The organism is Cellulomonas fimi (assembly GCF_028583725.1).
GTDB lineage: Bacteria > Actinomycetota > Actinomycetes > Actinomycetales > Cellulomonadaceae > Cellulomonas > Cellulomonas fimi_B.
In genome coordinates this window covers 3234241-3248131 of the sequence record NZ_CP110680.1, presented here as the reverse complement: position 1 = coordinate 3248131, position 13891 = coordinate 3234241, and the positions used below count along the sequence as shown (strand labels likewise).

The window sequence follows — 13891 nt, the reverse complement described above, 5'->3', positions numbered from 1 at the left end:
TGATGTGCGGGTGACCGACGCCGCCGACGACGCCCTCGCGACCGCGCCCGACCAGGAGGTCCCCGCCGATGCCCGGCACCGGTGGACCGAGCTGGCGGAGCGCATCGACGCCGACCAGTTCGCCTACTACATCCTTGACGCGCCGCCGTCGTCGGACGCGGAGTACGACGCCCGGATGCGCGAGCTCCAGGCGCTCGAGGAGCGCTACCCGGGACTGCTGACGCCGGACTCGCCGACGCAGCGCGTGGGCGGCACGTTCTCCACGGACTTCGCGACGGTCGACCACGTCGAGCGCATGCTCTCGCTCGACAACGCGTTCTCCGACGAGGACGTCGCGGCGTGGGCGGACCGCGCGCTGCGCGACCTGGGCGGCGCGTCGCCGCACTACCTGTGCGAGCTGAAGATCGACGGGCTCGCGATCGCGCTGCTGTACGAGAAGGGCCGCCTGGTTCGGGCGGCGACGCGGGGCGACGGGCGCACGGGCGAGGTCGTCACGCTCAACGTGCGCACGATCGCCTCGATCCCCGACGCGCTCGCGGGCGACCCCTCGACCCACCCCGAGCTCATCGAGATCCGCGGCGAGGTGTTCCTGCCGGTCGAGGCGTTCGAGCGGCTCAACGAGGCGCAGGTCGCCGCCGGGAAGCCGCCGTTCGCGAACCCGCGCAACGCGGCGGCGGGCTCGCTGCGGCAGAAGGACCCGCGCGTGACGGCGACGCGGCCGCTCGGGATGTACGCGCACGGCATCGGCGCGTTGCGCTGGGGCGCGGGCGGCGGCCCCGGCATCACGCGGCAGTCGCAGGTGTACGACCTGCTCGCGTCGTGGGGCGTGCCGACGTCGGGCCACACGCGCGTGGTCGACGGCCTCGACGGCGTGCGGGAGATGATCGCGTACTACGGCGAGCACCGGCACGACGTCGAGCACGAGATCGACGGCATCGTCGTCAAGGTCGACGAGATCGACCTCCAGCGCCGCCTCGGCGCGACCAGCCGCGCGCCACGCTGGGCGATCGCCTACAAGTACCCGCCCGAAGAGGTCGTGACGCGCCTGCTCGCGATCGAGGTCGGCATCGGGCGCACCGGGCGCGCGACGCCGTTCGCCGTGATGGAGCCGGTGTTCGTGTCGGGCAGCACCGTGCGGCAGGCGACGCTGCACAACCAGGACGTCGTGAAGGTCAAGGGCGTCAAGGTCGGCGACATGGTCGTGCTGCGCAAGGCGGGCGACGTCATCCCCGAGATCGTCGGGCCGGCCCCCGCGGCTCCCGACGACACCGTCGAGCGCGTCGAGTGGCAGATGCCGACCGACTGCCCGGTGTGCGGCACGCCGCTGCGCCCCATGCGCGAGGGGGACGTCGACCTGCGCTGCCCGAACGCCGAGTCGTGCCCCGCGCAGGTGCTGGGACGCGTCGAGCACATCGGCTCGCGCGGTGCGTTCGACATCGAGGCGCTCGGCGAGGTGACCGCCGCCGCGCTCACGCAGCCCGTCGTGCCGGAGGTGCCGCCGCTGCGGACCGAGGCGGACCTCTTCGCGCTCGTCGGCTACGCGCCGGACGCGTCCGAGGAGGAGCGCGCACGCGTGCGCGAGACGAGCCTGCGCACGCTCGGGGAGATCGAGGTCGTCGTCCGCGACCCGGAGACGGGCCTGCCGCGCGAGGACGAGGACGGGAACGTGCGGCGCCGCGCACCGTTCCGCCGCCAGCTCACGTGGTCCAAGGCCGAGCGCGCGCGTGCGGAGGCCGACGGCCGGACCCTGCCGGACTGGGAGCCGTCGGCCGCCGCCCGGACGCTGCTCGACCAGCTCGACCTCGCGAAGGAGAAGGAGCTCTGGCGTGTGCTCGTCGCGCTGAGCATCCGCAACGTCGGGCCGACCGCCGCGCGCGCGCTCGCGCAGGAGTTCCGGTCGATGACGCGCCTGCGCGAAGTGGTCGAGGGGGACCCGGCCGTCGCCGCCGAGCGGCTGTCGGGCGTCGAGGGCGTCGGGCCGACGATCGTGCAGTCGCTCGTCGACTGGTTCGCGACGCCGTGGCACGCGGCGATCGTCGACGCGTGGGCCGCCGCGGGTGTCCGGATGGAGGACGCCGCTGCCGAGGGCGTGACGCGCACGCTCGAGGTCACCGACGAGAGCGGGACCGCGCGCGGGCTGACCGTCGTCGTCACCGGCGGGCTCGAGCGGTTCAGCCGCGACGAGGCGAAGGAGGCGATCCTGTCGCGCGGCGGCAAGGCCGCGGGGAGCGTCTCCAAGAAGACCGACTTCGTCGTCGTGGGCGAGAACGCAGGCAGCAAGGAGACCAAGGCGCGCGAGCTCGGGCTGCGGATCCTCGACGAGGCCGGGTTCGAGGCGCTGCTCGCCGGCGGCCCGGACGCGGTGCACGCACCGGCGGGCGGCGACGCCCCGGGCGACGCCCACGCGGACGGCGGCGACGCGTGAAGGTCGCGGTCGACACCGGACCGGTCGTCCGGCGCGCGACCCCCGAGGACGTCGACGACGCCGGCGCGCTGACCGCCGAGGCGTACGTGGCCGACGGGCTGCTGCGCGACGAGGACGACTACACGGCCGAGCTGCGGGACGCGCGGCGCCGGGCGCGCGAGGCGATCCTGCTGGTCGCGGCCGTGCCCCGGGACCCGGGCGGGGCGACGGCGGGGACGGGCTCGGACGTCGTCGTCGGGACCGTCACGCTCGCCCCGTACGGCACGTCGTACGCGGAGGTCGCCGAGCCCGGCGAGCTGGAGATCCGGATGCTCGCGGTCGCGCCAGAGGCCCGCGGACGCGGGGTCGCGGAGGCGCTCATGACGCACGCGCTGCGGCACGCGGTCGCGGAGGGCGCGCGACGCGTCGTCCTGTCGACGAGCGACGCGATGCAGGCCGCGCAGCGGCTCTACGACCGCCTCGGGTTCGTGCACGACGAGCCGCGCGACTGGAGCCACCACGGCCTGTGCGTACGCGTGCGCACGTGGACGCCGCCGGACGCACCGGGTGCGGTCGTCGAGGCCGCCACGTGGCCGGCGCTGCGCACGACCGTGACGACGGACGGCTGGCGCGTGGGCGAGTCGGGCGGGCTGACCCGGCGCGCGAACAGCGCGCTGCCGCTGACCCGGGCCGCCGACCTCGACGCGGCGGTCGACGAGGTGGAGGCCGTGTACCGCGCGGCTGGCCTGCCGTCGACGTTCCGCGTCGGCCCGACGACGGGCGGTCCCACGCTGCGCGACGTGCTGCTGGCGCGCGGGTACGCGCCGGTCTCGGGCGCCGACGTGCTGGTCCGTGCCGTCGACGGCCCGTCGGCGCACGTGGGCGGCGGTGTCGACGTGCGGGTCGCGGCGCACCCCGACGACGCGTGGCTCGCGGCGTGGATCGGCGTGAAGAGCGCGGGCGCCGACGTGGGGACGGCGCGCGCGATCCTCGACGGGTCGCCCGGGATCTATCTGACCGCGCTCGACGGGGGCCGCCCGTTGGCCGTGGTCCGGGCGGCGTTCGCGGAGGACTGGGTCGGCCTGTCCTGCCTGGTCGTGGTGCCCGAGGCGCGACGGCGCGGGCTCGCGCGGACGCTCACGCTGCGGGCGCTGGACGCGGCCCGGACGCGCGGTGCGCGCCGTGCGTTCCTGCAGGTCGAGCCGCACAACACTGCGGCGGCGCGGCTGTACACGGGGCTGGGGTTCGCACCGGCCGACCGCTACGAGTACCTCGCGCGGCCGCTCGGCTCCTGAGCGGGGCGCGCGCGACGGGCGCCGGCGGGTGGCCGGTGCGTCAGCCGACGAGCGCGTCGATCGCGGTGGGGGAGAGCACGTGCTCGGCGGCCATCGCGGCCGCGCCGAGCACGCCGGCCCGCACGCCGGTGCGGGTCGTGACGATGCGCAGGTGCTGCGTGGCGAGCGGCAGGGACCGCCGGTAGACGACCTCGCGGATGCCCGCGAGCAGGTGCTCCCCGGCCTCGGCGACGATCCCGCCGACGACGATCATCGACGGGTTGAGCAGGCTGACGCACGCGGCGAGCACCTCACCGATGTGCCGCCCGGCCTCGCGGACCTCGCGCCCGGCGGCGACGTCGCCGGCGCGGACGAGCGCGACGACGTCGGCGCTGCTGCCCGCGGCGAGGCCCTGCTCGCGCAGCGCGGCGGCGATCGCGGGTCCGGCGGCGACGGCCTCGAGGCAGCCGGTGTTGCCGCACCGGCAGGGCAGGTCGAGACCGCCGGGGACGGCGATGTGGCCGAGGTCGCCGGCGGCGCCCTGGGCGCCGCGGCGGATCGCGCCGTCGGAGATGATCCCGGCGCCGATGCCGGTGGCGACCTTGACGAACAGCAGGTGGTCGACGGTCCGCCAGGCGGTCGCGTGCTCGCCCAGCGCCATGATGTTGACGTCGTTGTCGACCAGGACGGGGACGCCCAGCAGGCGGGTCAGGTGGCCGGGCACGTCGGCGTCGTCCCAGCCGGGCATGATCGGCGGGTTGATGGGGCGGCCGGTGGAGTGCTCGACGGGTCCCGGCAGGCCGACGCCGACGCTGACGAGGTCGCCCGGGTCCCGCCCGGCGGTGCCGAGGAGCTGCCGGCCGAGCTCGGCGACGCGGTCGAGCACAGGGCCGGGGCCGTCGGCGATCGCGATGGCCTCGCCGTGCTCCGCGAGGACGGTCCCGGCGAGATCGGTGACGGCGAGCCGGGCGTGCGTGGCGCCGAGGTCGACCGCGAGGACGACGCGCGCGGCAGGGTTGAACGCGAACGTGGCGGGCGGGCGGCCACCGGTCGAGGTGGCCTCGCCGGCGGGGGAGACGAGCCCCGACCCGAGGAGCGCGTCGACGCGCGCAGCGATCGTGGAGCGGGCCTGTCCGGTGAGAGTGGCCAGGTCGGAGCGGGTGCGGGGCTGGCCGTCGCGCAGCAGCTGGAACATGTCGCCGATCCCCGTCGGCCGTGGCGCGGTGCGGGTCAGCTCGTCCATGCGCACAGTGAACCACCCGTCTTTCGTCGATCACGTTCGCATAACTCTGCCACGCCCGCGGCAACTTTTGCTTGACCGTCGTCAAAAGTGCCCCTAGGTTCGCCGCATGGTCACCGACGACCGACAGACCGACCGACCGGGCGCCACCTCGCCCGACCGACCGATCCTCCAGATGCGCGGCATCGTCAAGCAGTTCCCCGGCGCCCGCGCCCTCGATGGCGTGGACCTCGACGTCCGCGCGGGCGAGGTCCACTGCCTCCTCGGCCAGAACGGCGCCGGGAAGTCGACGCTCATCAAGGTCCTCGCGGGCGCGCACCAGCCCGACGAGGGCGAGATCCTGGTCGACGGCACGCCCGTGACGATCGCGAGCCCCGTCGCCGGCCTGCGCCTCGGCGTCGCGACGATGTACCAGGAGCTCGACGTCGTCGACGGCCTGTCCGTCGCCGAGAACATCTACCTGGGCCACGAGCTCGCGAGCGGCGGCTTCACCCAGCGCCGCGCCGCCACGCAGCGCACCCGCGAGCTCCTGCGGCGGCTCGGGCACGGCGACGTCTCCCCGCACCGCGAGGTCGGGTCGCTGCCCGCCGCCGGCAAGCAGATCGTCAGCATGGCGCGGGCGCTGTCCCACGACGCGCGCGTCATCGTCATGGACGAACCGTCCGCGGTGCTCGACAGCGAGGAGGTCGCGAACCTCTTCCGCGTCGTGCGGGAGCTCACCGCGCAGGGCGTCGCCGTCGTCTACATCTCGCACCGGCTCGAGGAGATCCGGCAGATCGGTGACCGGATCACGGTCCTCAAGGACGGCCGCACGGTCGCGACCGGCCTGCCCGTCGCGAGCACGCCCACCGCCGAGCTCATCCGGCTCATGACGGGCCGCACGGTCGAGTACGCGATCCCGCGCCGCCCGGCCGTCCCCGACGACGCGCCCGTCGTCCTGTCCGTCGACGGGCTCACCGTGCGCGGCGAGTTCCACGACGTGTCCTTCGACGTGCGCGCCGGGGAGGTCGTCGGCCTCGCCGGACTCGTCGGCTCGGGCCGCTCCGAGGTGCTCGAGACGGTGTTCGGCGCCCGGCGGCCCACCACGGGCACGGTGGCCGTCGACGGGAAGCGGCTGCGCGGCGGCTCGGTCGGTGCCGCGGTCCGGGCCGGGATCGGCCTGTGCCCCGAGGAGCGCAAGAGCCAGGGGCTCCTGCTCGACGAGCCCGTCTACCGCAACATCACGCTCTCCACGTTCACCCGCACGGCCCGCGCGAGCTTCCTCGACGAGCCGACCGAGAAGCGCGCGGCGCGCGAGCAGATCCAGGCGCTCGACCTGCGCCCGTCCGACCCCGACCGCACCGCGCGCACCCTGTCCGGCGGCAACCAGCAGAAGGTGCTGCTCGCCCGCTGGCTCGTGCACGGCTGCCGCGTCCTGCTGCTCGACGAGCCCACCCGCGGCGTCGACGTCGGGGCGCGCGCCGAGATCTACGGCATCGTCGCCGACCTCACCGCCCAGGGCGTCGCCGTGGTCGTCGTGTCCAGCGAGATCGACGAGGTGCTCGGCCTGTCCGACCGCGTCCTCGTCCTGTCCGAGGGCCGCGTCGTGCACACCGGCCCCGCGTCCGAGATCGACGAGCACCGCGTGCTCGACCTCGTCATGGAAGGAAGTGCCGCGTGAGCGAGCAGGGAACCTCCGCCTCCGCGTCCGCGCGTGTCCCCGACGCGGACGAGTCCGCCCGTATCGAGACGTCGGGAGGCGCGACCGCCGTCGACCGACGCTTCCGCAACCCGCTGCGGGGCGCCGCCGGCCGCAACCTCGGCCTGGTCATCGCGCTGCTGCTGGTCTGCCTCGTCGGCTTCATCACCGCGGGCGAGCGGTTCGCGAGCGTCGACAACCTCATGACGATCCTGCGTCTCGCGGCGGTCCTGGGCGTCATCTCGATCGGCATGACCTTCGTGATCACCGCGGGCGGCATCGACCTGTCCGTCGGGTCCGTCATCGGGCTCTCGTCCGTGTGGGCGTCGACGCTCGCGACGCAGACGATGGCGAACGACTTCCACTGGATCGTCATCGTGGTCACCGCGCTCGCGGTGGGGCTCGGGGCGGGACTCGTCAACGGCGTCCTCATCGCGTACGGGAAGGTCGTCGCGTTCATCGCGACGCTCGCGATGATGGTCGCCGCCCGCGGTCTCGCCGAGATGATCGCGAACCGGCAGACGCAGGTCGTGCGCGTGCAGAGCTTCCTCGACGCCTTCCGGCAGGACCTCCTCGGCGTCCCGGTGCTCGTCTGGATCTTCGCCGTCGTCGCCGTCGCGGGCTGGGTCCTGCTCAACCGCACGACGTTCGGCCGGCGGACGATCGCCGTCGGCGGCAACCCCGAGGCCGCCCGTCTGGCCGGCATCAACGTCAAGCGCCACACGACGTACCTCTACGCGCTGGCCGGCCTGACCGCGGGCATCGGCGGCGTCATGATGCTCGGCCGCACCACGGCCGGGTCGTCGACCAACGGCCTGTACTACGAGCTCGACGCGATCGCCGCGGTCGTCGTCGGCGGCACGCTCCTCGCAGGCGGTCGCGGCACCATCGTCGGCACGGTGCTGGGCGTGCTCATCTTCACGACGCTCACCAACGTGTTCACGCAGAACAACCTGTCCATCTCCGCGCAGGCGGTCGCGCGAGGCGTGATCATCGTCGCCGCCGTCCTCCTGCAGCAGCGCATCGCCGAGCGGTCCCGCTCCGTCACGTAGCCCCGCTGTCCCATCCCCTTCGCACCCCCGACAGCCCTGCAGCATCCCGATCAAGGAGGATCGTCATGTCCGCACCCCTGCGCCGCCGCTGGCTCGCGCTCGCCGGCACCGCCGCCGCGCTCGCCCTCGTCGTCGGCTGTACCTCGAACACGCCCGAGGACACCTCGGACGACGGCACGGGCGCCGCAGCCGTCCCCGGCACCGAGAACGACGAGCCCGGCGACACCGTCACCATCGGCTTCTCCGCTCCCGCCGCCGACCACGGCTGGATGGGCGCGATCACCAAGGCCGCGGTCGCCGAGGCCGGGAAGTACTCCGACGTCGAGCTGGTCCAGGCCGAGGCGACGAACGACGTCAACCTGCAGATCAGCCAGGTCGAGCAGTTCATCAACGACGGCGTCGACGCGATCGTGCTGCTGCCGTTCGACGGCGCCGCGCTCACCGAGGTCGCGACGCAGGCCATGGAGGCCGGCATCGTCGTCGTCAACGTGGACCGCGAGTTCGACGACCCGAACGCCGCCCGCACGACGGTCCTCGGCGACAACTACGGCATGGGCGTGAGCGCCGGGCACTACATCTGCGAGCAGCTCGGCGGCACCGCGGGCGCGAAGGTCGCGGAGATCGCCGGCATCGACTCGCTGCCGCTCACGCAGGACCGCAGCCGCGGCTTCTCCGACGCGCTCGCGGACTGCGGGCTCGAGGTGAGCAACCGCGTCGCCGCCGACTTCACGGTCCAGGGCGGCGAGGCCGCTGCGGCCAACCTCCTGCAGGCCGCGCCCGAGCTCGACGCGATCTGGAACCACGACGACGACCAGGGTGTCGGCGTCCTCGCGGCGATCGAGAACGCGGGCCGCGACGAGTTCTTCATGGTCGGCGGCGCCGGCTCGAAGAACGTCATGGACGCGATCAAGGCCGACAACACGGTGCTCAAGGCGACGGTCATCTACCCGTCGACGCAGGCCGCCGACGGCATCAAGCTCGCGCGCCTGCTCGTGCAGCAGAAGGCGATGAGCGACCTCGTCGAGGTCGAGGTGCCGCGCACCGTGCAGCTGTTCGCGCCGGTCGTCACGAAGGACAACGTCGACCAGTACCTGCCGACGGCCTTCGAGTCCTGACCGAACCCGCGCCGGGCGGGCGATCCGCAGGCCCGCCCGGCGCACCCTCGACCCAAGGAGGACACGTGTCCGCACCCGGCACGCTCCCGCGGCTCGGCATCGGCATGGTGGGCTACGCCTTCATGGGCGTCGCGCACTCGCAGGCCTGGCGCAACGCCCCCCGCTTCTTCGAGCTCCCGATGCACCCCGACCTGGCCGTCGTGGCGGGCCGGAACGCCGACGCCGTGCGCGCCGCGGCCGACCGCCTCGGCTGGCGCGACACCGAGACCGACTGGAAGGCGCTCGTCGCGCGCGACGACGTCGACCTGGTCGACGTGTGCACGCCCGGCGACACGCACGCCGAGATCGCGGTGACCGCGCTCGAGGCGGGCAAGCACGTGCTGTGCGAGAAGCCGCTCGCGAACACCGTCGCGGAGGCCGAGGCGATGGTCCGGGCCGCCGACGCGGCGCGCTCGTCCGGGGCGCTGGCCATGGTCGGCTTCACCTACCGGCGGGTCCCGGCGATCCAGCTCGCGCAGCGGCTCGTCGCCGAGGGGCGAATCGGGACCGTCCGGCACGTGCGCGCGCAGTACCTGCAGGACTGGATCGCCGACCCGCAGGCACCGCTGTCGTGGCGGCTCGACAAGCAGAAGGCGGGGTCCGGCGCGCTCGGGGACATCGGCGCGCACGTCGTCGACCTCGCGCAGTTCATCACCGGCGAGCACCTCACCGGGGTGTCCGCGCTGCTGGAGACGTTCGTCAAGGAGCGCCCGCTCGCGGGCGAGTTCAGCGGGCTGTCGGGCAGCGGTGACGCGAGCGGTGCGACCGGCCCGGTCACCGTCGACGACGCCGCCGTCTTCCTCGCGCGGCTGTCCGGCGGCGGCCTCGCGACGTTCGAGGCGACCCGGTTCGCGTACGGCCGCAAGAACGCGATCCGCGTCGAGGTCAACGGCTCGGCCGGCTCGCTCGCGTTCGACTTCGAGGACATGAACGTCCTGCACTACTTCGACGCCCGCCAGGACGCGTGGGAGGCCGGGTTCCGGCGGATCGTCGTGACCGAGCCCGAGCACGCCTACGTCGGCGCGTGGTGGCCGGCCGGCCACGGGCTCGGATACGAGCACGCGTTCACGCACCAGGCCGTCGACCTGGTGAACGACGTCGCCGCGCACCGCCAGCCGCGACCGTCGTTCGCCGACGGGCTGCAGGTGCAGCGCGTGCTGGACGCGGTCGAGCGGTCCGCCGCCGACCGCAGCACCTGGACCGACATCCCGGCGCCCGCGCCGGCCGAGCCGGAGGACGCCCGATGACCCGACCCATCACGCTCTTCACCGGCCAGTGGGCCGACCTGCCGTTCGAGGAGGTCGCGCGCCTCGCCGCCGGCTGGGGCTACGACGGCCTCGAGATCGCCTGCTGGGGCGACCACCTCGACCCGTGGCGCTGGGACGACGACGCGTACGTCGACTCGCGCCGCGAGATCCTCGACCGGCACGGCCTCAAGGTCTGGGCGATCTCGAACCACCTCAAGGGCCAGGCCGTGTGCGACGACCCCATCGACCAGCGGCACCGCGACATGCTGTCCGACCGCGTGTGGGGCGACGGCGACCCCGAGGGCGTCCGGCAGCGCGCCGCGGAGGAGATGCAGCACACCGCGCGGTTCGCCGCGAAGCTCGGCGTCGACACCGTCGTCGGGTTCACGGGCTCGTCCATCTGGAAGTACGTCGCGATGTTCCCGCCGGTCTCGCAGGAGGCCGTGGACGCGGGCTACCAGGACTTCGCCGACCGGTGGAACCCGATCCTCGACGTGTTCGACGAGGTCGGCGTGCGGTTCGCGCACGAGGTCCACCCCAGCGAGATCGCGTACGACTACTGGACGACCGTGCGCACCCTCGAGGCGATCGGGCACCGCGAGGCGTTCGGCCTCAACTGGGACCCGAGCCACTTCGTGTGGCAGCAGCTCGACCCCGTCGACTTCATCCTCGAGTTCCGCGACCGGATCTACCACGTCGACTGCAAGGACGTGAAGCTCCGACTCGGCAACGGCCGCAACGGCCGGCTGTCCTCGCACCTCGCGTGGGCCGACCCGCGGCGCGGCTGGGACTTCGTGTCGACCGGGCGCGGGGACGTGCCGTGGGAGGCGTCGTTCCGGGCGCTCAACCACATCGGGTACGACGGGCCGATCTCGGTCGAGTGGGAGGACGCGGGCATGGACCGCCTGCTCGGCGCCCCCGAGGCGCTCGAGTTCGTCCGCCGCAACGCGTTCGACCCGCCCGCCGCCGCGTTCGACGCGGCGTTCAGCACGCGCTGACGCGGGTCCGCCGGTCGGGTCGTCACGGGGAGGGGGACGACCCGGCCGTGCGGGCGGTCCGCGGTCCTCCGGACCGCCCGCACCGGCCCGCTCGCACGGGGTGTGCGGACCCCCTGCGCGTGGACACGCGCACGCCGTACCGTTCGCGCATGGCCGGGGGGATGCAGGGGGTCACGCTCGACGAGGACGGTGCGGGCGCCGACGACGGCACCACCGCGCGGCCGAGCCCCGACCGGTCGACGCGGCGGCCGTTCCTCGTGGCCGCGGGCGCGATCGTGGTGGCCGCACTCGCGGTCGTCGGCACGCAGCGCGTCCTCGACGCGCGCACGGAGTCGGCCGACGCGGCGCTCGCCGAGAGGCACGCCCGCACCGTCGGGGTGGTCGAGCCGTTCGACGCGAGCCTTCACCCGTCGCCGGGTCCGGCCACCGACGTCGACCTCGACACCGCCGTGCGCGTCGCCGGCACGGTCGTGGCCCTGAGCCGCGACCGCGGCACCTGGCGCGTCGTCGGGCTGGACGCGGACGACTGGTCGACACGGTGGTCGACCGACGTGGACCTCGTGACCGCGTCCCCGCAGGACAGCCCGTACTGGCTGGAGACCGGCACCCTCGCCGACGTCGCCTCCGCAGCGGCGACGTCGGGCGTCGACGACTTCCTGTCGATCGCGACCGACACGTGGTGCACCGCGGTCGTCCGGGACCGTGCCGCCGTGTGCGGTGTCCAGACGGGCGCGGTGTTCGACGGTGCGCCCCTCTCGACGACGTGGTGGGTGGTCGACGTCCCGACCGGAGCCGTCCTCCGCACCGTCGCGACGACGTCCACGACGTGGGTCCACCCCGTGGGCGACGTCCTGGTGCACGTCCGCGGCGAGACGGCCGACGGCGGAGCCGCGGGCGACGAGCCGCCCGTGCGCTGGACGGTCGAGGCGACCGACCCGCTCACCGGCGACCTGCGGTGGACGCAGGACGTGACGCCCAGGCTGGCGTCGACCGAGGACGGGCGGACGGGCCCGCCGTGGCCGGACCCGTCGTGGGACTACCCGCAGGTCGACTTCGACCCGACGGGAGGCGGTCGGGTCCTGGTCCGGCTGGGCGCGTCCGCGTGGCTCCTGGGCGCCGACGGGGCGGTCCTCGACGAGACGACCGTCGTCGGCACGGTGAGCGTCATCGGCGCGGACCGCGTCACGGCGGCACGCAACGGTCGTGTCGTCCCGGGCAGCGCGACGGTCCGGGGAGACGACGGGCTCCTCCGGGGGGAAGAGGTCCTTCCCGTCCGGGTCGACGACGGCTCGCTGCCCGACGTCGCGTTCGTCGGGCGGACCGAGATCGTCGAGCGGGTCTTCCTCGCCCGGGACACCGACGGCGGCGACCTGTGGAACGCCCCCGACGCGCGGCTGCCCCTGGCGGTGCTCGACGGCGACGTGCTGGTCCGGACGTTCCGGGGGCTCGCCCGGCTCGACGGCGACGACGGCTCGGTCGTGTGGTCGACGGACGGCGGCGTCGACTCCGACCTCGCGGTGACCGACGGCCGCACGGTGCTCGTCCGCACGGGGGCGTCGCTGCGGGCCCTGTCCTGGGCCACGGGCGAGGAGCGCTGGCTGCGCACGTTCGCGGACCTGGGCGTCGTCGGGGAGGTCCACGACGTGTCGGTGGCGCCGGGGCTGCGCCGTCTCGTGGTCTCGGTCGACGACGAGCGGGTCGTCCTGCGCTGACCCGGGACCGCGGCGGGACGCGGGGCGTGCCCTCGTGACGTGCGCGGACGATACTGGACGCATGATCTCCCTCGACCTCGCGCTGCTCCTGCGGGGGGCCGGGCTGCGCTGGCGGCCCGCGTCCGGTGACCGCTTCGCCGTCATCCAGCCCGAGATGGCGGGGGAGGTGTTCACGATCTCCGAGATGACGATCGAGGCGCACCACTACCCGACGGGCACGATCCTCGGCTTCAACGGGACGACCGAGTGGGCGCTCGACTCGGTCGCGCAGGAGGACGCCGTGTGGCTACCGCGCGAGGACCAGCTGCGCGAGCTGCTCGGCGGCACGTTCCGCAGCCTCGCCCGGTCGACCGACGGCACCTACCAGGTGCTGGTCGAGCGGCCCGGCCACCCCGAGCAGGTGTTCACCGCCGACTCGGCCGAGGAGGCGTACGCGGACGCGCTGCTGTCGCTCGTCACGGCGGCGGTCGAGCGCATCGTGTAGTCGACGGCGCGCGTCGTCGGCTCAGCCGTTCTGGTCGTACGCGACCCGCAGCAGCGCGACGAGGTCGTCGTCGACCTGGGACACGTCGGTGAGCCCCACCTTGTGCGTCGCGGAGCCGGGCGCCTTCGCGGGGACGAGGCGCGGGTGGTGGGGCGGGTCGACGAACCGCAGCCCGACGTCGACCCGGGTCGTCGTGGTCGCGGCGACGGCCGCGAACTGCCGGCGCCGGACGAACGGCACGTACGTGCCGCGCCCCTCGCGCACGACGTCGTCCCCGAGCGCGATGAGCGCGGACTCGACCGCGTCGTAGATCGGGCGCAGCGCCTCGCGTGCACCCGTGTACTGGCTGTCGACGTACCCCTCGACGCTGGGCCGCTGCCAGCCGGCGGACTCGGCGACGGAGAACGCGATCGCCCACTGCGTGTTCTGCGGCACCCCGTGCACGTCCCGCAGCCACGCGCGGACGGCCATCTGGTCGAGCGGGTCGACGCCGCTGTCGGTCCGCACGAGGTGCACCCACTCCGCGAGGTCGCGTCCGGTGCGCCCGCGCATCCCCTCCGTGACCGCGGCCATCATGTCGTCGGGCGACGTCGCCATGCCGTCCAGCGTAAGCATGCGGGGCCGGTCGGGGGCGATGCCCCAACGTCT

Annotated in this window: 11 protein-coding genes; 9 read left to right on the top strand and 2 right to left on the bottom strand. The window is 74.3% G+C overall.

Annotated features, from left to right (window positions below; all coding sequences use genetic code 11):
• The first annotated feature begins 10 nt into the window (after nucleotides 1-10).
• The gene (ligA, locus tag OOT42_RS14660; protein WP_273651918.1) at nucleotides 11-2425 is read left to right on the top strand and encodes an NAD-dependent DNA ligase LigA; all 2415 of its coding nucleotides are present in this window, start codon (nucleotides 11-13) and stop codon (nucleotides 2423-2425) included.
• The gene (locus OOT42_RS14655) at nucleotides 2422-3699 is read left to right on the top strand and encodes a GNAT family N-acetyltransferase (protein ID WP_273651917.1); all 1278 of its coding nucleotides are present in this window, start codon (nucleotides 2422-2424) and stop codon (nucleotides 3697-3699) included. The genes ligA and OOT42_RS14655 overlap by 4 nt, the downstream gene beginning before the upstream one ends.
• A gap of 40 nt (nucleotides 3700-3739) precedes the next feature.
• Here OOT42_RS14655 and OOT42_RS14650 read toward each other — a convergent pair whose 3' ends face one another.
• Nucleotides 3740-4921, bottom strand: a complete 1182-nt coding sequence (locus OOT42_RS14650; RefSeq protein WP_273651916.1) for an ROK family transcriptional regulator — start codon at nucleotides 4919-4921, stop codon at nucleotides 3740-3742.
• A gap of 106 nt (nucleotides 4922-5027) precedes the next feature.
• Here OOT42_RS14650 and OOT42_RS14645 point away from each other — a divergent pair, with 106 nt between their 5' ends.
• From OOT42_RS14645 to OOT42_RS14615, 7 genes are all read left to right on the top strand, one after another.
• Complete coding sequence (locus tag OOT42_RS14645) at nucleotides 5028-6578, top strand: sugar ABC transporter ATP-binding protein (protein WP_273651915.1); 1551 nt, start codon at nucleotides 5028-5030, stop codon at nucleotides 6576-6578.
• On the top strand, nucleotides 6575-7648 hold the full coding sequence (locus OOT42_RS14640; RefSeq protein WP_423775905.1) for an ABC transporter permease: 1074 nt from the start codon (nucleotides 6575-6577) through the stop codon (nucleotides 7646-7648). Before OOT42_RS14645 ends, OOT42_RS14640 begins: the two co-directional genes overlap by 4 nt.
• A 65-nt stretch (nucleotides 7649-7713) precedes the next feature.
• Nucleotides 7714-8763, top strand: a complete 1050-nt coding sequence (locus tag OOT42_RS14635) for a substrate-binding domain-containing protein (protein ID WP_273651914.1) — start codon at nucleotides 7714-7716, stop codon at nucleotides 8761-8763.
• A 104-nt stretch (nucleotides 8764-8867) separates the two neighbouring features.
• Entirely contained in the window at nucleotides 8868-10049 is a 1182-nt protein-coding gene (locus tag OOT42_RS14630; RefSeq protein WP_273654852.1) for a Gfo/Idh/MocA family protein, read from the top strand.
• A complete protein-coding gene (locus OOT42_RS14625; RefSeq protein WP_162351305.1) occupies nucleotides 10046-11047 on the top strand; it encodes a sugar phosphate isomerase/epimerase family protein in 1002 nt (333 codons plus the stop codon). Before OOT42_RS14630 ends, OOT42_RS14625 begins: the two co-directional genes overlap by 4 nt.
• A 149-nt stretch (nucleotides 11048-11196) precedes the next feature.
• Nucleotides 11197-12759: a PQQ-binding-like beta-propeller repeat protein gene (locus OOT42_RS14620; RefSeq protein ID WP_273651913.1), complete on the top strand. Its 1563-nt coding sequence runs from the start codon at nucleotides 11197-11199 to the stop codon at nucleotides 12757-12759.
• Between the two features lie 61 nt (nucleotides 12760-12820).
• Nucleotides 12821-13243 carry a pilus assembly protein CpaE gene (locus tag OOT42_RS14615; protein WP_273651912.1) on the top strand — a complete coding sequence of 141 codons (423 nt, stop codon included), beginning with the start codon at nucleotides 12821-12823 and terminating at the stop codon, nucleotides 13241-13243.
• A 21-nt stretch (nucleotides 13244-13264) separates the two neighbouring features.
• Here the strand turns inward: OOT42_RS14615 and OOT42_RS14610 are convergent, their stop codons facing one another.
• Nucleotides 13265-13840: a DUF5655 domain-containing protein gene (locus OOT42_RS14610; protein WP_273651911.1), complete on the bottom strand. Its 576-nt coding sequence runs from the start codon at nucleotides 13838-13840 to the stop codon at nucleotides 13265-13267.
• Between the last annotated feature and the right edge of the window lie 51 nt (nucleotides 13841-13891).